This window comes from Candidatus Neptunochlamydia vexilliferae (assembly GCF_015356785.1).
Lineage (GTDB): Bacteria > Chlamydiota > Chlamydiia > Chlamydiales > Simkaniaceae > Neptunichlamydia > Neptunichlamydia vexilliferae.
Genome location: NZ_JAAEJV010000002.1, coordinates 50,782 through 71,667, shown reverse-complemented (window position 1 = coordinate 71,667; position 20,886 = coordinate 50,782). Strand labels below are relative to the sequence as shown.

Here is a 20,886-nt window from a genome sequence, read left to right as displayed (position 1 = left end):
AGCGACTAAAAGGAGGCTATGGAAAACTTTGATGTTGAACTGATCATGGCCGCCCACCTCCTTTTGGCGGCTGTCTTAGGAGCTCTGATTGGGCTAGAGCGAGAGCGTCATGTGGGGCTGGCTGGGATCCGGACCCATGCAGCAGTGGCCCTGGGGGCTTGTCTTTTTGGCTTTATTTCGATGAATATCTCCCCTGCTACCTTTGAGGGAACGGTAGGTGGAACCGCAGACCCCTCGCGAGTCGCTGCTCAGATCGTGAGCGGGATTGGTTTCTTGGGCGCTGGTGTCATCTTGCGAGACAAGGGGCATATTCGGGGGCTGACTACGGCGGCAACCCTTTGGGCAACGGCCTCGATTGGTCTTGCTATTGCGAACAAGATGTACATTTTAGCGACGGGGGGAACGATCATTGTCCTTGCCCTTCTATCGCTTTACCGCCTTCCTGGCTGGACGAAGTGGAAAGAGCGTATCCGTAGCAAGCATATTTATGAAGAAGATTAGAGAATTGTTGAGCGGAGAGTCCAGGCCGTTTTCTCGTGGATGACAAGTCTTTTATTGAGAAAATCGGCGGTTGCTCCATCCCCCTCCCCTTCGATGAAGGGGAGGTGTTTCCGCATATATTGGATGAGCGCCTCATGCCCCTCGAGGAGGGCCTGGATCATCTCCATCGCCGAAAGGGGCTTGTCGGCCTCCGGGATAAAGCTCGCCTTGGAAAAGGTGTCGAAAGAGCCCTCAGGGAAAGAGCCAAGAGCGCGGATCCGCTCAGCCATCTCATCGATCGCCTCAGCAAGCTCTTCATACTGGCTCTGGAAGAGGAGATGGAAAGAGTAGAACTGAGGTCCCACAACATTCCAGTGGCAGTGTTGCGTTTTGAGGTAGAGGGCGTAGGTGCTTGCAAGAAGGGGATAGAGAAGCTCAGAGATTTCATCCCGCTTCTCAATGGCGGTGTTGACTGAAAGGGTATCTTTTTCCATATTTCTTATATTTAATGTATGCATTAAAATTTGACAAGTGTATACTCGAACCTTTTAGGATATGCCGTGCTTGGAATCTTTCTAGACTCAGAAACAAATGGCCTCAATGTGAAAAGACACCACATCATTGAGATTGCCTACAAGATTATCGATATTCAAACGGGCGCTTCGATCGAGGCTTTTTCAACTCCCCTCTTTGTGACCGATGTGGAGTGGGCAAAAAGTGACCCCGCAAGCCTTGAAGTGAATGGCTTTACTTTCGAAGAGCTCCAAAAAGGGATGAAGAGAGAAGAAGCGGCCGACATCATCCAGCGCTCCTTCGCCCGGTGCGGTATCGAACGGGGCAAGGCGGTCTTTATCTGCCAAAACCCCTCCTTTGATCGGGCCTTTTTTTCCCAGCTCGTCGATGCTGATACACAAGAGAAGCTGAACTGGCCCTACCACTGGCTCGACTTGGCCTCGATGTACTGGGCCAAGTGCCTCCAAGAGAGAACGGTCAAGCCATGGGAAACCGGGATCTCAAAAAATAAAATCGCAGAAGCTCTTGGGCTGCCATTAGAGGCAGACCCCCATAAGGCAATGAATGGGGTCGACCATCTCCTTCTCTGCTATGAGAAAGTTATTGGCTTTGACTCTGAAAGACCTTAGGAACTAAACAAATCCTTGAGTGTAATTTGATTGGTTACAATTTCTTCGGAATACATTGTCGGCTTAAGACCAAACGTTGTGATCATTGAAAGAAATAGCTGCTTTTTCGTTCTTGTCTGCTTACGAAATACTTCTAATTTCTTTAGAAGGTTCTTTGCATAAGATTTGTCGATTGCAAATGGATGGTCACAACACTTAATCTCACATATTGTTATCACTCCATCGGGACGATCAAAAAGTAAATCCACTTGAGCTCCTTCTTGGGCAGATTGAGCTCTTGGAACATACCGCCAAGTCCCTATAAAAGCTCCTGGATCAATTCCTAAGGCCTTACGGATTTGGTGAATATGCTTATAACAAATAGATTCAAATGCATACCCAACCCAGCTTTTCCAAGAAGGTTGCTTAGATTGAGACAACCAAAACCCTTCAGCAAGACCTTTTTTAGTGAGGGTTTTAAGGTTTGGTTCAATCCAATATAAGTAAAAAAGGCTATACTCATCCTCAACCAAGTAATAGATTCCTTTATCCTTATGACCATAAGGAATAAGACTGGTTATAAACCCTGTCTCCTCTAATTGATGTAATCTACGAACCGTTCCCCCTCCACCAGGAAACTTTGACTTTGCTATAAGCTCTGCCTGGCCAATTCCATAACGGTGACTTGCAATAATCCGAATGAGATCTATGTAGGGTGCGGGGTCATTAAAAAGTGACTGAAAAAGCCTATCGAATTCTTTTATAAGAGGTCCATCATTTTGAAAGCATAATTCATCAATACATTGATGAGCAGATTGCCCTTTCTGTATAAAAGACCAGTATAAAGGCACTCCACCTAAAACAACATAAAGGTCTAGAATTTGACGATGATCAAGGTGGATATGATGTTCTTTCAGAAAGTTTTCTACCTCATATAAGGTAAACGGTTTTAATTGGATTGTCCTTGTGACTCTATTATGAAGCCCTCCTTTATTATTAATAATATTCTCAATAACCCATGAGGTTGCTGATCCACATATAATGAGTTTGATTCGATCATCAAACACCCAGTAGCGGTTCCAGTATAACTCTAAAGCTGTAAGTAATTTTGAACGGGGGGTTGCCATCCAAGGAAGCTCATCAAAAAAAAGAATAATTTTTCTATCTTTAGGGATCTCATTGATTGCTCGTGTAAGATCTTCAAATGCTTTTATCCAAGTCCTTCGGGAAGTGATTGAAGCTCCTTTATAAAAAGCTACTCCCAACTGTTTTGCAAATTCCCCTAGTTGCTCTCCTAAAGTTCCCTTTTGAATACCTGTTACATGGAAAAATTCAGTAGACACCGAATCTACAAAGTTCTTAATCAAATAGGTTTTTCCTATCCTACGACGCCCATAAACTGCAATAAACTCAGCCTTTTTTGAGTCAAAAAGATCTTTTAGTATTTTCTGCTCTCTTATACGTCCAATAATTTTCTTTGAACGATTCTCCAACAAACATGTTGTCATGATTTCAACAAACTCAAAACTCTAATAATTAACAAATTAAACTCAAAATGTTTAACCTGCCACTTATAGACCTTCTATAGTTGGCAGGTCAAACACAAATTCGAGTCTAACCTGCCGGTTATATTTTATCAAGATGTCTAGGAAAAAAATTTAGAAAATAGCAAGTGCTGAAGCTAAAGGAAGATCGAGCTCGACCGCTTCAGATGCCCTTTCAATCTTTTCCTCGATCGATTCGAGCGAGGGAAGCTCCCCTTCAACTGTCTCTAAGGTCTCTTGTTTGTTTTTTAGAAGAGAAGCTCGGGGTTGCCTCCCGCGCGGAGGAGGTGAAGGTCGTGGTAAAAGGAGAAGAGATAGGCAAGGGCTTCTTGGGGCTCTTCGGTCGCAGCAGGCTCCTTAGCAGCTAGAAAGTCTTTTCAAAGCAGGGCCATGCCGAGGCGAAACATCTGGTCGGAAAGCTCCCGGTCGGTTGCCACCTTTGCGTCTGAGGGAACCTGAAAACAGCGGGAGGTAATGGTGGGAAGAAGGGCTTCGGGGTGAGCGCTGATCAAGATAATAGTCACAAAGGAAGGGGGTTCTTCTAAGGTTTTTAGAAGGGCATTGCTGCTGGAAGGAAGCATCCGGTCGGCTTCGTGGATGATAAAGACCTTGCGCTCCGATTCGAAAGGGGGCAGGTTCGCCTCTTCGATGAGGGTGCGGATCGCTTCGATCGGGCCTTTTTTTCCAGCTCGTCGATGCTGATACACAAGAGAAGTTGAACGGCCCTACCATTGGCTCAACTTAGCCTCCGATGTACTGGGTAAAGTGCCTCCAAGAGGGAACAATTAAGCCATGGGAAACCGAGGTCTCAAAAAACAAAATCGCAGAGGCTCTTGGGTTGCCAATAGAGGGAGATCCTCATAAGGCGATGAATGGGGTCGATCACCTCCTCCTTTGCTACGAAAGCGTTGTAGGATTTGCAAAATGTTCCTAACCAGCAAGTATTTAAACCCAATAAAACATTTAGTCTTTAAAAGAATCTTTGGAAGCGAAAAAAATAAAGACATTCTCACCCATTTTTTAAATGATATCCTTGAAAGACCTTGCCCTGTCAAGGAGTTAATCTTCTTAAAATAAATCAAGACCCTGGAACTGCACCGCTCCGTGTTTCAGTCGTTGATGTTATGTGTGAGGATCAAAGCAGGAACTGTTTCATTATAGAAATGCAAATCTCCCGCGAAAAAAGTTTTGATTATCATGCGCTCTATTACGCCACTCGAGCTTACTGTTCACAGCAAGCCAGAAAAAAGAAGTTCCATATACCACGAAGGGGCAAAGCCTTTTGTATGGAGAAAAAGAGAAGTAAAGGGGGCTCAACTTAGAAATACGATCGCTAACTTATGCAATTAAACACTAGCTTCTTTACCCAATAGTCTTTTGGTTCGTGTAATGGGTTATTTGTGTAAGTTGAGCTCGAAGAGCTGCTACTTGAAGAACTATAGGTAGAACTGCTAGACATAGGTTTTCTCCTAATTGGATTTAATCTTAGTGTTAAAGACGACTGGCTATATAGGGCTTACGAGCCATCTCTAGGTATTTTGGTTTAAAAGCATCGAAGGCTTTTTGGAAACCACCTTTTTTTTCTACGATTGCCGATGATGGAGGCCCTAGCCAGTAGAATCGCCATTTTCCACTTTTGTAAATAGCAATGGCTTTATGTGCGGGAGCAATACGCACTTCTTGGGTCGATTTTTTATGAATGTGCTCTTTGTAGAGGTAGGGATAGCTTTTTTTAATAGCTGCGGGAATTTTCTGCCCGGATGATTGGAAGTGATTGGATTGAATCTGATGGGGAAGGTGACCAAGAGCTGCCCGAAAAGGATGAATCTGTGGCACTGGCGGAGGAGCCTTAGTTGGTAGCACTAATGGGGGTGAAGTCTTAGTTGGTGGCACTGGTGGAGGAGGAGCCTTAGTTGGTGGAGTTTTTTGTTCTGGCTCTTTTAGAATAGAAACTTGATCGACGACATGCCGTAGATGCAAAAGCTCCATCCTAGGACCCTTAACAAAAATTTTCACGCGATCTTTTAAGTCTGAAACTTCTAGAATCGGGTTGTTCAGTGTCGTACCAATAAACTCATAATGGCTATTATTATAGGCATCAAAGCAAATCTTCCATTTGTTGGGTTTTACTCCTCTAATAATAGTTTCACCCCAGCGAAGATTAACGGTTTCTGGCTTTTCTTGTTCATGTGTGAGAATAGAAAGCTTACCGGCAAACTCGGGAAAAGCAACAAGGGTTGTTTTAAAGGTTAATCTACTGGAAATACAAGAAATGACTTGTGACCTTTCTGTTAACCTCAATTCTCCTTTTATAAATCGGGGCGACTTAACCTCAGCATAAAGCTCTTTTGGAATAGAGAAGCTGATTTGTGTATTGATATGTTCATAAGGCTCAATCACCTTATCCTGGATTCTAAGCTTTGGGTTAGAGTCTAAGGGAAAAATCCCATGAAAGTGAATTATCGCATTCTCTTTACCAAAAACATATTTTGGTGACCATCGAGTTACTTTAGGATAATTCCCCATAAATGGCACAGATAGGGAAGTATTTAGTGCAAAATCGGGCCAGACTAAGGCTACCTTATCTATCTTTTTTTCAAGATGTTCTACCCTTTGATTGATTTTTTCCAACCAACCCCTAACTAAGGGGTCTAACTTATCAACTGTCAAGTTTAAACTATCAGCATAAGCAACCTTAAAAGCCTCGATTTCTTCATGAATATCTTTAGCCAGCTGATTTGCAACACTATGGACTTCACCAGATGTTTTCTCAACGAGTTTATTGAGGTGCTTTCTAATATAGTTAAGGTGCCTTGAAACGACCATTTACGTTCTCCAGGTAAATATTGAAAGTTCTTTGTTAATTAAAGAATTACATCTAATCATTTGCAGACATTTTTTGCAATATTTTTTTTGAATTGTCCTCTTTTGGAAAATGAAAGGGCTGTTTCTCTAAGAGAGAATAGCAAAAAGCTATTTTATAAGTGTCAGCATAAAAAACCTTGACCATCGAGTTTTAAAATTTTGACTTGAAAAAATAGGAGCTACAGATGTAAAAAGAAAATACAACATGTATACCCAACTAACAGGGATTTATGAAAAAATTTATTGTCCTATTTATTATTTGCTTTGGCCTATCACTAACTGCTGAAGAAAAACAAGAAGCCTATACTGCAATGTCTCAACCTGATGTTACAGAGATTAAAAATAGCTATTTTTATTTTGGAGGCTTATCAACCTACCATTTTTTTATTCCAGAAATTGGATATCAATACCAAAAGAATCATCTAGGCCTTGGCCTTAACATAAGATTTCAAGCTCTCACCAGCGACTTCATATTTGGTAACGACTTTATGATTATTTTAGGAGGTAATATCAGTTACTTTGTTAATCCTAACTTAACCAGTCAATTTTTCTTTGGATTAGAAGCATTGAGTGCATTTTCTAATGAGGATGATGATAGCTTTCTTTCTTCTCTTTTCATTGGTCAAGACTACTCTATTTCAAAGAACAAGAAATTTTTCGGAAAAATCCACTATATTCCATTTGAAATTGAGTATAGTGGACATTTTGAATGGCTAAATACCTTCGCGTTTGAATTAGGGCTAGGTTTTTAGAAAATAGCAAGTGCTGAAGCTAAGGAAAGATTGAGCTCAACCGCTTCAGATGCCCTTTCAATCTTTTCCTCGATCGATTCGAGCGAGGGAAGCTCCCCTTCAACTGTCTCTAAGGTCTCTTGTTTGTTTTTGTAGAAGAGAAGCTCGGGGTTGCCTCCCGCGCGGAGGAGGTGAAGGTCGCGGTAAAAGGAGAAGAGATAGGCAAGGGCTTTTTGGGGCTCTTCGGTCGCGGCAAGCTCTTTGGCCGCTAGGAAATCTTTTTGAAGCAGGGCCATCCCGAGGCGAAACATCTGGTCTGAAAGCTCTCGATCGGTTGTCACTTTTGTGTCAGAGGGAACCTGGAAGCAGCGGGAAGTAATCGTTGGAAGGAGCGCTTCCGGGTGGGCGCTGATCAGGATAATGGTCACAAAGGAGGGGGGCTCTTCTAAGATTTTTAGAAGGGCGTTGCTGCTAGAGGGAAGCATCCGGTCAGCTTCATGGATGATAAAGACTTTGTGCTCCGATTCGAAAGGGAGCAGGTTCGCCTCTTCGATGAGGGTACGAATCGCTTCGATCGGGTGGCGACGACTTTTTCCCTCGGGATAGAGATGGCGGAGGTCGGGGGGCTCTTTTTTATCGGTTTTGAGGAGGGTGCGGGCAAAGGCATCGACCCCTGCGTCACTTTCAACAAGGATGGCGTGGGGAGTGTTTTCAAGAAGGGGTTTTAGATGTGACATAAAGCTAATTCTACCTCAGACATGGCATTTTGGTAGACCGTGTCGATGGGCTGACTCGCATCGATCACATGGAATCGGTCGGGCTCTTTTTCGGCAAAGGAGAGAAAGGCTGCACGCACTTTGCTATGAAAGTCCCCTTTTTCTTTTTCGATCCGGTCATGGGCCTCTTTGTGTTGCGCCCGCTTAAGTCCCTCCTTGGGATCGAGGTCGAGATAGAGGGTAAGATCGGGGACAAGGCCGTCGGTTGCAGTGAGACAGATTTTTTCGAGAAGATCGGGGTCTAGAGCGCGGGCAACCCCTTGGTAGGCCATCGTCGAGTCATTAAACCGGTCGCACAGGACGATTTTCCCCTCTTCGAGGGCGGGCACAATCACCTCTTGCACATGTTGAGCCCGATCTGTGAGGAAGAGGAAAAGCTCACTTTGCTTACAGACGGGGCGCTCTTCTTGCAAGAGGACAAGCTTACGGATCTCCTCACCCAGAGGGGTATCCCCTGGCTCGAAGGTCTTAATGACGGTGTGTCCCTTGGAGGAGAGCGTTTCATAGACCCGATTGATGAGGGTGGTCTTTCCCGCCCCTTCACCTCCTTCGAAGGTGACAAAAAGGGCTCTATTTTTTCTCTTCACTCTCTTCCAAATGTTCGATTTTTTGCATCGCCACAAGGGTGTCGCTATTTTTCAGGTTGACTACTTTCACCCCTTGGGTGGAGCGCCCCATCACCCGAATGTCTTGCATGCTAAGGCGGAGGGTGTGCCCTGAGCTTGCCATAAGGACCACACTATCTTTATCGCCGACAGAAAGGGCGCCGACAACTTGTCCATTCCTCTTGCTGGTAATGATCGAGCGGACTCCGACGCCACCACGGTGGGTCTGTCTAAACTGCTCGACACTCGACCGCTTTCCATATCCATTTTCACAGACAACAAGGACGGTCTCGTTACCGCTAACCACTTCGCACGAGACGACATGGTCCGAAGCGCTTTTGAGCTTTACGCCGCGGACACCACGGGCCACCCGTCCCATCGCACGGACTTGCTCTTGGTCAAAGCGAACAGCCATCCCTTCGTGGGTAAAGAGCATGATCTGCTCTTCAGGGCGAACCATGTGGGCTGCAATGACTTCATCCCCTTCGTCGATGTTGATCGCATAGACCCCTTTACGGCGAGGCGAGCTGAAGGCTTCGAGGAGAGTTTTCTTCACAACCCCTTGCTTGGTTGCAAGGAGGATCGATGCCTCTTCCTCATCAAATTTACGGACGCGGAGCTGCGCGGCAATCCGCTCCCCTTCACTCAAGCCCTCTAAGAGGTTAACGAGCGGTTTCCCTTTCGAACGTCTTCCCGCTTCAGGAATCTGCCACACTTTGACCCAATAGACGCGGCCAAAGTTGGTGAAGAACATAAGGGTATCGTGGGTCGAGGCAACATAGATATCTTTGATCATATCGGTCTCTTTCTTATGGTCGAAGCCAATGACTCCTTGACCTCCTCGCTTCTGTTCTCTAAAGGTTCCAGTTGGCATCCTCTTGATGTAGTCATCATTTGAGATGGTGAGGATCACCGGCTCGTCAGCGATGAGGTCTTCCATTTGGAATTCCTCTTCGGCTGGGACGATTTGGGTTTTTCTCTCGGTCTTGTCAAACTTTTGGATATCTCCGAGTTCATCCTTGATAATCCCTCGAACAAGAGCTTCACTGCCAAGAATAGCCCGGTAGTGGGCAATTTTTGCTTGAAGATCGGCGTACTCGGCTTCGATCTTCTCTTTTTCCATTCCGGTGAGTTGATAGAGGCGAAGGTCGAGGACAGCGTTGACTTGACGGTCGGTAAATTGATACTTTTCGACAAGGGCAATCTTTGCCTCTTCACGGGTGTTACTTTTCCGGATGATCTTGACCACATCATCGAGGTGGCTAAGCGCTTTGAGATATCCCTCTAAGATGTGAGCCCGCGCTTCGGCTTTGTTAAGTTCAAAGCGGGTCCGCGCTCGGACCACTTCGATCCGGTGCTCCACCCATGCTGCGATCATCTGCTTGACGTTCATGATGCGGGGAAGCCCTTTATCGAGGGCAAGCATGTTACACCCGAAGGTGATCTGCATGTCGGTAAATTTGTAGAGCTGGTTGATCACCACATCGGGGATCTCTCCCTTCTTAAGGTCGATCGCTACGCGCATCCCTTGCTTATCCGATTCATCACGGATGTCGGCGATTCCGGTGATCGCTTTGTTGTTAACAAGGTCGGCAATCCGCTCGATGAGACGGGCTTTGTTGACATTGTAGGGAACTTGGTCGATGATGAGACGCTGTTTGTCAGCAGTTTTGGTCTCTTCAACATGAATGGTTCCTCGAACTCTAAGCTTTCCTCTTCCGGTGTGGAACGCCTCTTTAATTCCGCGGTAACCACAGATCATCCCTCCTGTTGGGAAGTCGGGAGCAGGCATCACTTCCATGATCTCATCGATAGTCACATTGGGGTTATCGATCAAAAGCTCGGTCGCTTTGCAGAGCTCAGTCAAGTTGTGGGGAGGGATGTTGGTCGCCATTCCCACCGCAATTCCTGATGAACCGTTACAGAGGAGGTTCGGGAACTTTGCGGGGAAAACGGTGGGCTCTTTTTTTGTTTCGTCGTAGTTGGGGATGTATTCGACCGTTTCCTTATCGAGGTCTTCCATCAGAGCCATCGAGGGCTTTGTGAGGCGGGCTTCTGTATAACGCATCGCCGCTGGAGGGTCTCCATCGATCGAGCCAAAGTTTCCTTGCCCTTGGACCATTGTATAGCGCATCACCCAATCTTGAGCCATCCGGACAAGGGTGGGGTAAATGACCTGCTCACCATGAGGGTGGTAATCCCCTGAGGTGTCACCACAGATCTTTGCACACTTTCGGTGTTTCGCGCCGGGGCTGAGGTTCAGCTGCCGCATCGCGTATAAAACCCGTCGCTGTGAGGGTTTGAGTCCATCACGAACATCGGGAAGAGCGCGGGCAATGATGACCGACATGGAGTAGCGAAGGTAGCTCTCCTTCATCTCCTCTTCCACACTGCGTGGGACAACTGTTTCTCCTTCTGTATACGACATGGTTTCTCCTGTTATATATCTAGATTCTTAACCGATAAGGCGTGTGATTCAATAAAGGCGCGGCGGGGAGCGACTTCGTCTCCCATCAACATGGTAAACATGTGGTCGGCAGCAACGGCGTCGGGCATCGTCACCTGCACCAGCGTGCGTTCAGCAGGATCCATCGTGGTTTCCCATAGCTGGTCAGCGTTCATCTCACCGAGACCCTTATACCGCTGGATTTCGATCCCTTTTCTTCCATTCGCGCGAAGGAATTCGATCAGCTCCTTCAAGGTGTAAATGGGGGTTTCCGCTCCTCCCTCCTCAACGATGTCGAGAAGTTTCCCTTCCGCCTTTACATATTGGCCAAGAGAGAAGCTATAGTCCGCAAGTTTTTCTTTCAGCGCTTTCAGTTTCCCCTCTTCATAGAGCTCGACAAAAGCAAGAGGGCGGGGGGTGAACTCTTTCATCTCCTCGGCCTGCTCCTCTTCAGGAATCGACGCGAGCGTTTCTGCGTGCTCTTTCCGCTCATTTTCCTCGTTTTGCGCTTTGAGCTCTTTAAACTCATCGTTCGAGTAGACGAACTGATGCTCTCCTTTCAGAATAATGTGAAACCGGGGAAGGTGCCCCTCTTCATTTTGTGCTCCTAAAAACTCGCGGAAAGGGATCCCCTTCCTTTCAATCGAGCCGATTAAGCTCTCCACCTCAAGGATGGCATACAGGAGGGTTTTCACCTCATCCTTTTCGAGCGATTGGTTATGGGAAGCCATCCGAACGGTGATGTCGCTGATCCCTAAGCTCAGGAGGTACTCATCCATCTCCCTCTCCGAGTGGATGTACCGGCTCGTTTTCTTCCGTGACACCCTATAAAGGGGAGGTTGCGCAATATAGACGTAATTGTTCTCAATCAGAGCCGGCATATGGCGGTAGAAGAAAGTCAATAGAAGGGTTCGAATGTGGGAGCCATCGACATCGGCATCTGTCATTACAATGATTCTATGGTAGCGGAGCTTTTCAAGGTTAAAGTTATCCTTTCCAATGCCACATCCAAAAGCTGAAACCATGGTCCCTACCTCGTTATTTTGGAGGACCTTTTGGAGCCTTGCTTTCTCAACGTTGAGGATCTTACCGCGGATCGGCAAAATCGCTTGGAAACGGCGGTCACGACCGAGTTTGGCCGATCCACCCGCAGAGTCTCCTTCAACGATGTAGATCTCACATTTTGCAGGGTCACTTTCTTGACAGTCACTCAGTTTTCCAGGGAGGCGGGTGCTATCGAGTGCTGTCTTTCTAAGGGTCAGTTCCCGCGCTTTTTTTGCCGCTTCTCGCGCTTGCGCCGCGAGAATCGCCTTGTCCACAATCGTGCGGGCGATCTGAGGGTTTTCAGCCAGGTAAGTAGAAAGTTCCTCTCCCACAATCTGCTGAACCACCGAAGCAACTTCACTGTTCCCAAGTTTTTGTTTCGTTTGCCCTTCAAACTGAGGGTTTGCAATCTTAATCGAAAGGACCGTTGTCAGCCCTTCACGCATATCCTCACCCGTAACAGAGACCTTTGCATTTTTTAGGAGGTTGTTGTTTTTGATGTATTGGTTCAGTGAGCGGGTTAGGGCGGAAGAGAAGCCCGAAACGTGGGTTCCCCCATTGCGGGTTGCGATGTTGTTCACGTAGGAATAGATCGATTCGCTATAGGAGCCATTCCATTGCATCGCTACTTCAAACTCAATAGGGCCATCGTGAAGCTCCTTGGACCCCTTAATATAAATCGGCTTGTCAAAGAGGATCGTCTTGTTTTCATTGAGATAAGAGACAAACGAGGAGATTCCCCCCTCATACTTGAAGGTGATCTCTTCAGCCCCTTCATCCCGCTCGTCACGGAAGAGGATCTGAATCCCTCGGTTTAAGAAGGCGAGCTCTCTTAGGCGGTTCAGGAGAATTCCATGGTCATATTCGGTAACGGTGAAGATCTGGTCATCGGGAACGAAGAAGACTTTGGTTCCCTGCTTATCGGTATCGCCAGTAACCTTTAGAGGATTGACCACCTTTCCTCTTGAGAAGTCGATCGTGTGGAGCTTTCCATCTTTAGATACTTCAACCCGTAGTTCTTTAGAGAGGGCGTTCACACAGCTCACGCCGACCCCATGGAGACCACCAGAGACCTTATAGGTATCTTTATCGAACTTACCACCGGCGTGGAGGATGGTCATGACCACTTCGACCGCCGAAACGTCCCGTCCCTGCTTTTTCGATTCTTTTTCATGTTTTCCGACAGGAATTCCCCGTCCATTATCCTCGACGGTGATCGAATTGTTTTCATGTACCGTGACCTGAATGAGGGAACAGTAGCCCGCCATCGCTTCATCGATACAGTTATCGACCACCTCGTAGACCAGCTGGTGAAGTCCATTGACCTGGGTGTCTCCAATGTACATCCCGGGCCGCTCTCGCACCGCTTGAAGTCCTTCAAGAACTGTGATCGAACTCGCAGTGTAGTCTTTCTTGCGAGGTTCTTTTTCTTTCGTCATCGTCATAATGTCCTATAAATTACTAACCAATCTTAAACCAGATGTCCCTTACGGCTGGGAATCTCTTTTGAAACTCCGTCACAAGGCGTCGTTTCTCATGCTCCACAAGGAGGCTATAAAGGGTAGAGTTTTTTACCTGTACTCTTAGCACGCCCTCATCGAAACTAACCGCGCGGGTCATCTTTCCAATCCGCTCTCCCACAATTTCGGGCCATGCCTCTAAAATTTGGAGCGGTTTATAGTCACACTTTGCAGAAAGCTTTGCCAACATTCCCGGAAGCAACTCTTTCACTTCCTTTCCAGTTGGCTTGCTCCCATCATAGTTTCTGGGCGTTCGCTTCATCTTTTCCAACTATAGAAAATACCTCTTAAAAGTGCAAGTTTATTGTACCAAAAACCTGCATAAAAAGTGAGCAAAAAGCCGGTCATTTTTGTTACAAACTCAAGGATTTTATCACCCTCTACACCAAGGAATTGCGCCCTTTTTAAAAAATTAAAAGGTTGTCCTTTTTAAAAAGAGGTGTTAACTTAAAAAGATGGCTATTGAAGAATCGCGTGATGAAGTGTGGAAGATGTTTGACCGGATCTCTCCTCGTTATGATCTGGTCAACCGTTTGCTCTCTTTTGGGATCGACCACTATTGGCGGCGGCAGCTGATCCGCCATCTCCCCCAAAAAAAGGGACTCCGCCTCCTAGATTTAGCAACGGGAACAGGTGACCAACTGATCACCATTGTGAAAAGGGCCAAGCAAGTCGAAACAGCCCTTGGGCTCGACATGTCGCAAGAAATGGTCCGTCTAGGGCAACGAAAAATTATCGACAAACCCTACACCCACCGGATCACCCTTGCTGAGGGAGATGCCACCAACATTGCTCTTGAAAAAGGGTCGGTCGATTGCGTTACAATGTCTTTTGGGATTCGCAACGTCACCTCTGTTGAAAAGTGTCTTGAAGAGTGTTTTCGGGTGTTAACCCCTTCTGGCAAGTTGATGATCCTTGAGCTCTCCCTTCCTAAAAACCGATTCATCCGGGGACTCCACCTCTTCTACCTGCGCCGCATCCTTCCCCTTGTTGGAGGGCTCGTTTCTCGCGAGCCTAAGGCTTACCTCTACCTCAACAAAACGATCGAAACCTTCCCCTATGGAGAAGCTTTCTGCACCAAACTCAAATCAGCTGGCTTTTACCGTGTAAAAGCCTACCCCATGACCTTCGGTGCCGCCACCCTTTACATCGGGGAAAAAGTCCCATGCGGCAACCACCTATAGTCCATGAATATCGAAGTTTTCGCCCCTCTTTGGCCCCTCTTTTTAAGCGCCCTTTGTCCTCCAAAAATTTCGCCTTGTCTTTTGGACAATGTTCTCAATTTTAGGAGAACAAATGTCACTAAAATAGGGGCGCAAATATGAATGAAAACTTCGATAATCATGGACTTGAGTGGCTCAAAGCCCAACCCCTATACCCCAAAGTCTATTGGGAAACCCCTGAAGACGGCATTATTGCGGGAGCAGGACAAGGAGGCCCAAGCGATCTTCTTTTCGGGGGACAAGATTTTATGCCCCGCCGCCATGATACCTGGGGAAACTTTCCTTCTCATGCTTACTTCTCCCCTTTTAAAGTCATCAGAGAGACATCTCCCACTTACATAGACCCACCTCCTATATCTATAAAGAAGCGGACCGACCTTCCCAACTACGAAACTTGGGAACAAAGTATCAAAGAGGTGTTAGAGGGCCCCTCTGAAAAGGTGGTCCTTGCTCGCGCGACTCGCCTTGAACTAGAAAACCCCCTCTGTCCCTTCTCTCTTTTAGCCTCCTTAAAAGGGAAAAACCGGTTCCTCTTTCAGTTTTCTCCCGATAGTGCCTTTATTGGAATGTCGCCTGAAACACTCTACAGGCGGGTGGGCTTCCAAATAGAAAGTGCTGCCATTGCAGGGACCCGTCCTTTAACAGTCGATACAGCAGAGCTTTTAGGGAGCACCAAAGATCAAAAAGAGGTGGCTCTTGTCAAAGAGATGATCAGGACGCAGCTCACCCCCCTATGCTCCACCCTTCAGGTGGGGAAACAAGAGGTCCTTAAGACCCCTTCCTTGCAGCACCTCCACTACCCCTTCTCCGGAATGGTGAAAGGAGAGGTCGGTGACCAGGAGCTTTTAGAGGCGCTCCACCCCACCCCTGCTGTTGGGGGAACCCCTCGGAAAGAAGCCCTTGCCGAAATCGCCCGCCTCGAGCCCTTCGATCGGGGGTGGTATGCTGCCCCTGTGGGCTACCTCTCTAAAGAGCGCTCCCACCACCTCGTGGCCATCCGTTCTGCCCTCATCCAGGAGGCCTCAATCACCCTCTTTGCCGGCGCTGGCATCGTCCCTGGCTCTCATCCTGAGAGCGAGTGGACCGAGCTAGAAAGCAAAATTTTCCTTAACCTCTCAACCCACTTACTGTAAGAAAAATAACAAAAAGATGTATACAAAAACACCCTTTTTGTTTCCATTCGTGAAAAGATGCTTAGCTCAATAATATACCCAAACAAATTTAAGAATTGATTTGGGTATAAGATTAAAAACCTCAGTTTTGGGTTTATTTTGCTTAGCTCCAGAGGGAGTTTTGCTTAAATTTTCTTCTTTTTGATCGAAGGTAAGGGTCTAAACGACCCTTTCCGAGATCAAAAAGGAGAAAAGAAAACTAAACCCAAAACTGAGGTTAAAAACATTTCAAATAGATAGTTTTTTCAACCTCTTTTTGCACAATATTTATTAAACAGCTAACAACTCTTTACTTTTATTTAAGCACTCAAATAGAGTCGATCTTTTAAGCATTCAAAACATTGAAAAAATATGCTTTTAGAAGACTTTATCCGTTCATCAGGAATTAAAAAGAAGGCTTTTGCTCAATTTATTGGGATCAGCACGACGAACCTATGGAAGTTGCTTAAAGGACTCAATAAGCCTTCTCTAAAAACCGCTCAAAAAATCCAAGAGTTTACTAACAATCAGGTCACCATCAAAGAACTTTTATCGGGAAAACCATCCGATAGAGTCGAGCAGACCGATTCGCTTGGTCACCGCCTCAATGCATTAGAGGAAAAAGTCACCAAGCTAGAAAAAACCATTTCAAAACCAACTAAACCCTAAGGAGATTTTTATGCTTACCCCATTTTGTCGCTCAATGTTTATCGGAGGCATCATTGCATTTATATGGAGCTGCTTCTCATGGATGGTCCTTCCGTGGCACTCCCAAGCCTATCAGGCCTTTGAAAATGAATCAGCTGTTGCTAAGGTCATTGTCGAAAATGTTAAGGAGTCTGGCATCTATGGCATTCCAAACATGTCAAACTGTGAGAAACCAATAACCAAAGAAGAAAAGCATGCCCAAGAAGAAGCCTGGAAAAAAGGGCCTATTATCTTTACAACCGTGAACCTAGAGGGAGTGAGCTCTGGTATGGTTAAAGAAATCCTAAGCCACCTTATCACGACGCTTATTGGATCTGGGATCATTTCCTTCTTACTGATTTATATGGCAAAGCCATTAGAGTACTGGCACAAGGTTCTATTTGTGACCTTTATTGGTTTAGCTGGAGCAATCTTAAATCAAATCCCCCTTTGGATTTGGCACTCTTTTTCCGCAGGCTTTGTCACTTTAGACATTATCGATCAGGTAGTCGCCTGGTTCCTAGCTGGAACTGCCATGGCCTTCTCCTTAAGAAAACTGAAAAACTAAATGAACACTTAAGCCCTCTTTAAGAAGAGGGCTTCAAAAGGAGCAGATGTTATGACAACAACATTCAATAAAGACTTAGCCCCCCAACTGGAAAACCTCAATAAGCGGCTATATAAATTAGAAGAAACAGAAAATGTGAAAAACTTTATGACCCAGTGGGCGCTGCAGCTTGATAAAATCGAGTACTACAAGTCCGAGGAGCACGCCTTACGCCTAGCAAATAACTGGATGACTCCAGACGGAACCTTCAAAATGCCCTTTGGAGTTTGGGGGCCAGACAAAAAGCATATTGTTACCTCTTTTCTAAACTTTGCAAAAGATCCCGATGTCATGCCAGGCTCGCTTCCCAATCCAAAAGCAGAGGGGATCAAGTGGGCAGTCCATTACTACTTCCATCAGTCGGTCGAGCTGTTTGAAAATGAACTCAATGAAGAGTCTGCCTGCTTTACAGCACGAGAGATGGTTCCCTTAATGTGGAATGGGCAAGCAAAGTGGCTTTTTCTTGATAACGACTCAACCCTCAAAAAAGTCGATGCCACAGGAGATGGCAAAAAAGAGTGGCGGATGCACGAATATGGTCTAAAAGGGATAAACCTTGTCGACAACACAGCCAGCACCTGGACAGATCTTGACCCAAAAAATGGCGCCGATATTTTCAGCTTTGATGAGGAGCGCTTTAAGCGGCAATATGGAGATGACTCTGAATAATAAGCCCTTACCTGTTGTGTCTGGCAAAATCCATGAAGACTTATAACATTTGTCCTCGGTCTTACTTTCTGACTTGAGGTTAAGGCTTAACTTGAGGCAATGACAAAGGATCTTGCAACGGCGAAAATAGTTTACAGGTCACCTACTCACCAAAAAGCGCTTCCCATATCAATCAAAAAACTATCCCAGCCTAAAAATAGACCTTTAAAAATTCTTAAGACTATATTAAACTCTAATCTCTTTAATGACCTCAAAAAAGGCAGGTAAGTAATGGCTATTTCAAGCTCAAGTTCTACTGAAGACGTATCACAGCAATTAATGCCCAAACTTCTAATATCAAAAAAAACGAATGATAAAAGCTGCTTAAATTCGGAAAAACAAAAGAATACTCTCAACTCTCTTAACAGCTCATCCTCCTCTTCAAGCTCCAGCAGTTCGTCAAGTTCTAGCTCTAACATATCTTCTGATAAGAAAAGCTCTTTGCTTAATCCAAAATGGCTCGAAAAAGAAGGTGACAAGCCTGCCCTTCGATGGGTGGAAAATTTAGACCTTATCTACGGGAGTAAGAATAAAAATAAAGTGTGCCAAGTTCCCTTTCCCTCAAAAAATCTTGATCCTATTATCGCTACTGCTTTTTTCTTTCTTCGGAAAATCATAAACGATCAGAACCTTTTAGTTGCTCATGTTCAGTTTATTGTTAGGGAGGGATCTAGGGATTGTGGAAAGCGTAGATGTCTGGATGGTGGACACCTATACTTTGGGGAAAAACACACCTATAATAGGCAGCGTGTATCTGTTTTTGTTAGCACAAACTTTCCTGCTCCCAACAAGAAAGATAGAATAACAGATAAGTGCAATAAACTGCTCAAGCATATTTTTAAAAAAAATTGTCCAGAATTAGAGTTCTTTTCAGGGGAGAATTTAACTACTTGCTCCAATAATGGGCATACAGAAGACTGGCTTCTTCAATGTTTAAAACAAAAGCCTGAAGTTTTGAGCCATAACCTTTTTTCTGCTTTTGGAATGCCTCATTCTAACAGTGAGTCTACTGAAAAACCAAAATTATATGGAACTATCTTAAATCTATGGTCTATTTGGGACGTTTGCGGCGAATATAAGGACATAAGCTGCAGAAAAATGCTTTTTGATGCACTGAGAACTAAAGATTTTATAAAAAATCTTAGCTCTAATTGTCATTCATTTTTTCAACTGCCAAAGCTGCATTCCATTAGGCTAGCAATTCGAGTCCAATCCGATAAAAATTACTTCAGAAAAAACACCTTATTAAGTGAAATTAAAGGAAGAAATTTCGATGTCAAAGATATTTCAACACATAAGCTTATCTTAGCCTCGCGCAAAAAAAAACCAAAAAACTATGAAAAAAGACTAACTGGTTACCTAGGACGGAAAATTTTACTCAATCTTACAAAAACTAATAATCCCGATAATCGAAAACTATTAGAAACCTATTTTTTCGAAAAAAAAGACTGTTTTATTGGGGTAAAACTATTTAATATGTACCTAGACGAGAAAAAAAACCCACCATTAAGAGAAAGTATTTTGGAGACAACCATTGAAAAAATAAGCAAAAATCAAGCAGCTTCTGACGAAGCTCTTAAAGAGCTTAGAAATGTATACTCTAAAAACAGTGTAGCTAGAAAAACTATTGAAAAAATTTCCAAAAACCTAAAAATAAACCTAAAATCACTGGGGATTGCCAAAAATAGTCGTACCGCAGCTTCATCAAGCACCAAAAACTAATGAAAAACGACACGGCAACCCTAAATGGGCTATGGGCCCGCCTCTTGATTAAGGAACTTGTCCACCACGGAGTGCGGAGCTTTTGCATCGCCCCCGGATCGCGTAGCAGCGCCCTTGTGGCAGCGGCGGCGCGCGCCCCTTTAGCTGAAACCTTCGTCCACTACGATGAGCGGGGGCTCGGGTTCCACGCTCTTGGCTATGCCAAGAGTCATGGAAGGCCGGTTGCCATTATTGTGACGTCGGGGACTGCAGTGGGCAACTTACTCCCCGCTGTGATGGAGGCCCACCATGACCACATTCCCCTTATTATCTTAACGGCTGACAGGCCGCCAGAGCTGCAAGACTGCGGCGCCAATCAGACGAGTGTCCAGCGGGGCCTCTTTAAGGAGTTTGTCCGTTGGGAGGGGGAGCTGCCGTGTCCTGATGGCAAGGTGGTGCAGAGCTATGTGGGGACAACGGTCTCGCAGATGGTGAGCCATGCAAGTCTTGAGCCTCGGGGACCGGTCCACCTGAACTGCCAGTTTCGAAAACCTTTCTTTGGAAAGGACGAACAGGTGACCAGCCATCAGGCCCAAACCTCTCTTTCTTTTGGGAAGAGGGTGGTGGAGGACAAGGAGCAGATCGAGCTTGCCGAGATGCTTGGGCAGTATGAAAAAGGGGTGATCTTAGTCAGTGGAGAGGCAAAAGAGGCTGAAGAACTTTCCAAGCGCCTTCAGTGGCCCATTTTCCCCGATGTATTGTCGCCGGTGCGCAGTCGAGAGACAGCCTCTTACTATGACCTGATGATCCGGGCGATTGGAACCCATGAAGATTTTGCTCCCAACGCGGTTCTTCAGTTTGGCGATCGGTTTGTTTCAAGCGCTCTCTACGATTGGCTCTCGTTTAAAAGACCTAAAGTTTATTGCCAGATTGCTTCTCACCACAAACGAAAGGATCCGATCCATGGCGTGACTCATCGGGTGGTGGGAGAAGTGCCCAACCTCCCCTGCTATGTCCAAGAGCGCTCCTCTTCAAAATGGCTCGATGGCTGGAAGGAGCTCAATGAGCTGACCGCTAAGGGAGTCGCTGCCTATTTTGACCATCATCAGGAACTGACAGAGCCCCACCTTTTCCACCGGCTTGAGGGAGAGGTTTTCTTCTTTGCAAATAGCATGGTGATCCGGAATGCCGACGCCTTTTTTGTTCCAGAGAAGGGGGCTCAGACTTTTGGGAACCGGGGCCTTTCGGGCATTGATGGGAACATTGCAACGGTCGCAGGAATTGCGCGGGGGTGCGAACGGCCGGTAACAGCGCTGATCGGTGACCAAGCGTTTCTTCACGACTTGAGCTCTTTGGCACAACTTAAAGACCTTCCCGTGAAGCTGATTGTCATTAACAACCAGGGAGGGGACATCTTCTCTTTCTTGCCGATCGATCAAGACCTCTTTAAGCCCTATTTCTCGACTCCGCACACAGCTGACTTTAAGCATGCCGCCTCTCTTTTTGGCCTCCGGTATGAAAACCCGACAACAATCGATGAGCTTTTGGAAATCCCCCATGGAACTCTGGTCGAGGTGAAGACAAAACCGGGCGATAACTTGAAGATTCATCAGGAAGTTTTGGAAAACTTGAAAATTTCAATCAATAGATTTAATCAGCCTGATCTTTAGGAGGTCT

The 20,886-nt window shown here is 45.8% G+C and carries 21 protein-coding genes and 1 pseudogene; 12 read left to right on the top strand and 10 right to left on the bottom strand.

The features are described 5' to 3' along the window. Nucleotides 1-18: 18 nt before the first annotated feature. Nucleotides 19-501, top strand: a complete 483-nt coding sequence (locus NEPTK9_RS00905) for an MgtC/SapB family protein (protein ID WP_194846949.1) — start codon at nt 19-21, stop codon at nt 499-501. On the opposite strand, the gene NEPTK9_RS00900 is transcribed toward NEPTK9_RS00905, so the two are convergent. After that, nucleotides 498-974 (bottom strand): Dps family protein, encoded by a 477-nt coding sequence (locus NEPTK9_RS00900; RefSeq protein ID WP_194846948.1) that lies wholly within the window; start codon nt 972-974, stop codon nt 498-500. The two genes, NEPTK9_RS00905 and NEPTK9_RS00900, sit on opposite strands and share 4 nt — an antisense overlap. A 66-nt stretch (nt 975-1,040) precedes the next feature. Between NEPTK9_RS00900 and NEPTK9_RS00895 the strand changes: the two genes are divergently transcribed. Next, nucleotides 1,041-1,622 carry a 3'-5' exonuclease gene (locus NEPTK9_RS00895; protein WP_194846947.1) on the top strand — a complete coding sequence of 194 codons (582 nt, stop codon included), beginning with the start codon at nt 1,041-1,043 and terminating at the stop codon, nt 1,620-1,622. On the opposite strand, the gene NEPTK9_RS00890 is transcribed toward NEPTK9_RS00895, so the two are convergent. Then, nucleotides 1,619-3,109: an AAA family ATPase gene (locus tag NEPTK9_RS00890; protein ID WP_194846946.1), complete on the bottom strand. Its 1,491-nt coding sequence runs from the start codon at nt 3,107-3,109 to the stop codon at nt 1,619-1,621. The two genes, NEPTK9_RS00895 and NEPTK9_RS00890, sit on opposite strands and share 4 nt — an antisense overlap. 413 nt (nt 3,110-3,522) lie before the next feature. After that, on the bottom strand, nt 3,523-3,852 hold the full coding sequence (locus NEPTK9_RS00885; RefSeq protein WP_194846945.1) for a hypothetical protein: 330 nt from the start codon (nt 3,850-3,852) through the stop codon (nt 3,523-3,525). Nucleotides 3,853-3,896: 44 nt separating this feature from the next. On the opposite strand from NEPTK9_RS00885, the gene NEPTK9_RS00880 reads away from it, so the two are divergent. Both NEPTK9_RS00880 and NEPTK9_RS09940 read left to right on the top strand, forming a co-directional pair. Continuing rightward, complete coding sequence (locus tag NEPTK9_RS00880) at nt 3,897-4,079, top strand: hypothetical protein (protein WP_194846944.1); 183 nt, start codon at nt 3,897-3,899, stop codon at nt 4,077-4,079. Then, nucleotides 4,070-4,383 (top strand): annotated as a pseudogene (locus NEPTK9_RS09940) (PD-(D/E)XK nuclease family transposase); the annotation flags it as partial. The gene NEPTK9_RS00880 and the pseudogene NEPTK9_RS09940, both read left to right, overlap by 10 nt. A 253-nt stretch (nt 4,384-4,636) precedes the next feature. Here NEPTK9_RS09940 and NEPTK9_RS00865 read toward each other — a convergent pair. After that, nucleotides 4,637-5,971 (bottom strand): hypothetical protein, encoded by a 1,335-nt coding sequence (locus NEPTK9_RS00865; RefSeq protein ID WP_194846941.1) that lies wholly within the window; start codon nt 5,969-5,971, stop codon nt 4,637-4,639. 269 nt (nt 5,972-6,240) lie between these two features. On the opposite strand from NEPTK9_RS00865, the gene NEPTK9_RS00860 reads away from it, so the two are divergent. Next, nucleotides 6,241-6,762 (top strand): hypothetical protein, encoded by a 522-nt coding sequence (locus tag NEPTK9_RS00860; RefSeq protein ID WP_194846940.1) that lies wholly within the window; start codon nt 6,241-6,243, stop codon nt 6,760-6,762. Here the strand turns inward: NEPTK9_RS00860 and NEPTK9_RS00855 are convergent. The 5 genes from NEPTK9_RS00855 to NEPTK9_RS00835 are packed head-to-tail and all read right to left on the bottom strand — an operon-like array spanning nt 6,759 to nt 13,394. Further along, complete coding sequence (locus NEPTK9_RS00855) at nt 6,759-7,478, bottom strand: hypothetical protein (RefSeq protein ID WP_194846939.1); 720 nt, start codon at nt 7,476-7,478, stop codon at nt 6,759-6,761. The genes NEPTK9_RS00860 and NEPTK9_RS00855 overlap by 4 nt on opposite strands. Then, nucleotides 7,466-8,104: a dTMP kinase gene (gene tmk / locus NEPTK9_RS00850; protein ID WP_194846938.1), complete on the bottom strand. Its 639-nt coding sequence runs from the start codon at nt 8,102-8,104 to the stop codon at nt 7,466-7,468. The genes NEPTK9_RS00855 and tmk overlap by 13 nt, the downstream gene beginning before the upstream one ends. Continuing rightward, entirely contained in the window at nt 8,088-10,550 is a 2,463-nt protein-coding gene (gene gyrA, locus NEPTK9_RS00845) for a DNA topoisomerase (ATP-hydrolyzing) subunit A (protein ID WP_194846937.1), read from the bottom strand. Before gyrA ends, tmk begins: the two co-directional genes overlap by 17 nt. Nucleotides 10,551-10,561: 11 nt before the next feature. Further along, a complete protein-coding gene (gene gyrB / locus NEPTK9_RS00840) occupies nt 10,562-13,057 on the bottom strand; it encodes a DNA topoisomerase (ATP-hydrolyzing) subunit B (protein WP_194846936.1) in 2,496 nt (831 codons plus the stop codon). A 16-nt stretch (nt 13,058-13,073) separates the two neighbouring features. After that, nucleotides 13,074-13,394, bottom strand: a complete 321-nt coding sequence (locus NEPTK9_RS00835; RefSeq protein ID WP_194846935.1) for a DciA family protein — start codon at nt 13,392-13,394, stop codon at nt 13,074-13,076. A gap of 193 nt (nt 13,395-13,587) precedes the next feature. Between NEPTK9_RS00835 and ubiE the strand changes: the two genes are divergently transcribed. The 5 genes from ubiE (at nt 13,588) to NEPTK9_RS00810 (ending at nt 17,469) form a co-directional block, all read left to right on the top strand. Further along, complete coding sequence (gene ubiE / locus NEPTK9_RS00830) at nt 13,588-14,316, top strand: bifunctional demethylmenaquinone methyltransferase/2-methoxy-6-polyprenyl-1,4-benzoquinol methylase UbiE (RefSeq protein WP_194846934.1); 729 nt, start codon at nt 13,588-13,590, stop codon at nt 14,314-14,316. A gap of 137 nt (nt 14,317-14,453) precedes the next feature. Further along, complete coding sequence (locus tag NEPTK9_RS00825; protein WP_194846933.1) at nt 14,454-15,488, top strand: isochorismate synthase; 1,035 nt, start codon at nt 14,454-14,456, stop codon at nt 15,486-15,488. A gap of 390 nt (nt 15,489-15,878) precedes the next feature. Beyond that, nucleotides 15,879-16,175 carry a helix-turn-helix domain-containing protein gene (locus NEPTK9_RS00820; RefSeq protein WP_194846932.1) on the top strand — a complete coding sequence of 99 codons (297 nt, stop codon included), beginning with the start codon at nt 15,879-15,881 and terminating at the stop codon, nt 16,173-16,175. A gap of 10 nt (nt 16,176-16,185) precedes the next feature. Further along, nucleotides 16,186-16,761 carry a hypothetical protein gene (locus tag NEPTK9_RS00815; RefSeq protein WP_194846931.1) on the top strand — a complete coding sequence of 192 codons (576 nt, stop codon included), beginning with the start codon at nt 16,186-16,188 and terminating at the stop codon, nt 16,759-16,761. Nucleotides 16,762-16,812: 51 nt separating this feature from the next. After that, the gene (locus NEPTK9_RS00810) at nt 16,813-17,469 is read left to right on the top strand and encodes a hypothetical protein (RefSeq protein WP_194846930.1); all 657 of its coding nucleotides are present in this window, start codon (nt 16,813-16,815) and stop codon (nt 17,467-17,469) included. Between the two features lie 146 nt (nt 17,470-17,615). Here the strand turns inward: NEPTK9_RS00810 and NEPTK9_RS00805 are convergent, their stop codons facing one another. Further along, entirely contained in the window at nt 17,616-17,927 is a 312-nt protein-coding gene (locus NEPTK9_RS00805) for a hypothetical protein (protein WP_194846929.1), read from the bottom strand. Nucleotides 17,928-17,949: 22 nt separating this feature from the next. On the opposite strand from NEPTK9_RS00805, the gene NEPTK9_RS00800 reads away from it, so the two are divergent. Continuing rightward, nucleotides 17,950-19,230: a hypothetical protein gene (locus NEPTK9_RS00800; protein ID WP_194846928.1), complete on the top strand. Its 1,281-nt coding sequence runs from the start codon at nt 17,950-17,952 to the stop codon at nt 19,228-19,230. Then, the gene (menD, locus tag NEPTK9_RS00795; protein ID WP_194846927.1) at nt 19,230-20,879 is read left to right on the top strand and encodes a 2-succinyl-5-enolpyruvyl-6-hydroxy-3-cyclohexene-1-carboxylic-acid synthase; all 1,650 of its coding nucleotides are present in this window, start codon (nt 19,230-19,232) and stop codon (nt 20,877-20,879) included. The genes NEPTK9_RS00800 and menD overlap by 1 nt, the downstream gene beginning before the upstream one ends. Nucleotides 20,880-20,886: the final 7 nt, after the last annotated feature.

Bases quoted from the DNA above. Each gene is read 5' to 3' on its own strand.
- NEPTK9_RS00905 (WP_194846949.1), top strand. From the start codon at position 19: ATGGAAAACTTTGATGTTGAACTGATCATGGCCGCCCACCTCCTTTTG.
- NEPTK9_RS00900 (WP_194846948.1), bottom strand. From the start codon at position 974: ATGGAAAAAGATACCCTTTCAGTCAACACCGCCATTGAGAAGCGGGAT.
- NEPTK9_RS00890 (WP_194846946.1), bottom strand. From the start codon at position 3,109: ATGACAACATGTTTGTTGGAGAATCGTTCAAAGAAAATTATTGGACGT.
- NEPTK9_RS00880 (WP_194846944.1), top strand. From the start codon at position 3,897: ATGTACTGGGTAAAGTGCCTCCAAGAGGGAACAATTAAGCCATGGGAA.
- NEPTK9_RS00865 (WP_194846941.1), bottom strand. From the start codon at position 5,971: ATGGTCGTTTCAAGGCACCTTAACTATATTAGAAAGCACCTCAATAAA.
- NEPTK9_RS00860 (WP_194846940.1), top strand. From the start codon at position 6,241: ATGAAAAAATTTATTGTCCTATTTATTATTTGCTTTGGCCTATCACTA.
- NEPTK9_RS00855 (WP_194846939.1), bottom strand. From the start codon at position 7,478: ATGTCACATCTAAAACCCCTTCTTGAAAACACTCCCCACGCCATCCTT.
- gyrA (WP_194846937.1), bottom strand. From the start codon at position 10,550: ATGTCGTATACAGAAGGAGAAACAGTTGTCCCACGCAGTGTGGAAGAG.
- gyrB (WP_194846936.1), bottom strand. From the start codon at position 13,057: ATGACGATGACGAAAGAAAAAGAACCTCGCAAGAAAGACTACACTGCG.
- NEPTK9_RS00835 (WP_194846935.1), bottom strand. From the start codon at position 13,394: ATGAAGCGAACGCCCAGAAACTATGATGGGAGCAAGCCAACTGGAAAG.
- ubiE (WP_194846934.1), top strand. From the start codon at position 13,588: ATGGCTATTGAAGAATCGCGTGATGAAGTGTGGAAGATGTTTGACCGG.
- NEPTK9_RS00825 (WP_194846933.1), top strand. From the start codon at position 14,454: ATGAATGAAAACTTCGATAATCATGGACTTGAGTGGCTCAAAGCCCAA.
- NEPTK9_RS00820 (WP_194846932.1), top strand. From the start codon at position 15,879: ATGCTTTTAGAAGACTTTATCCGTTCATCAGGAATTAAAAAGAAGGCT.
- NEPTK9_RS00815 (WP_194846931.1), top strand. From the start codon at position 16,186: ATGCTTACCCCATTTTGTCGCTCAATGTTTATCGGAGGCATCATTGCA.
- NEPTK9_RS00810 (WP_194846930.1), top strand. From the start codon at position 16,813: ATGACAACAACATTCAATAAAGACTTAGCCCCCCAACTGGAAAACCTC.
- NEPTK9_RS00805 (WP_194846929.1), bottom strand. From the start codon at position 17,927: ATGTTAGAGCTAGAACTTGACGAACTGCTGGAGCTTGAAGAGGAGGAT.
- menD (WP_194846927.1), top strand. From the start codon at position 19,230: ATGAAAAACGACACGGCAACCCTAAATGGGCTATGGGCCCGCCTCTTG.